We start from the raw sequence: 323 nt of genomic DNA, 5'->3' as shown, positions 1-323 counted from the left end.
GATGTAACAAAAATTGTTTCTAGAGATTATATACAACGTACAATGTTAACGGAATATTTTCGTATGAATTCTACAAATGAAAAAGCTAAAACATTATTGTATAGAGATTTTCCTATTCATTTTATTTGGGATGCTCAATCTAAAATTTGGAGTCCAAGGAAAAGCAGAGATGTAATTGGTCGAATCATTACTGCGAATCCATGTGAAGGTGAAAGATATTACTTACGACTTTTACTAAATCATATTAGAGGTTCAACGTCATTTGAAAGCTTAAAAACAGTTAATGATGTTAACGTATCATCTTTTCGAGAATCAGCTCTTTT

1 protein-coding gene is annotated in these 323 nt (G+C 30.0%); it reads left to right on the top strand.

Annotated elements, in window-relative coordinates:
* Positions 1-63: 63 nt before the first annotated feature.
* Positions 64-323: hypothetical protein (locus GOQ16_RS17465; RefSeq protein ID WP_160070466.1), on the top strand; the 260-nt coding region annotated here is incomplete at its 3' end.

Origin of the sequence: Sphingobacterium bovisgrunnientis, assembly GCF_009829085.1 — a bacterium.
GTDB lineage: Bacteria > Bacteroidota > Bacteroidia > Sphingobacteriales > Sphingobacteriaceae > Sphingobacterium > Sphingobacterium bovisgrunnientis.
The sequence above is the reverse complement of the archived record's forward strand: the minus strand, read 5'-3'. Positions and strand labels throughout refer to the sequence as shown.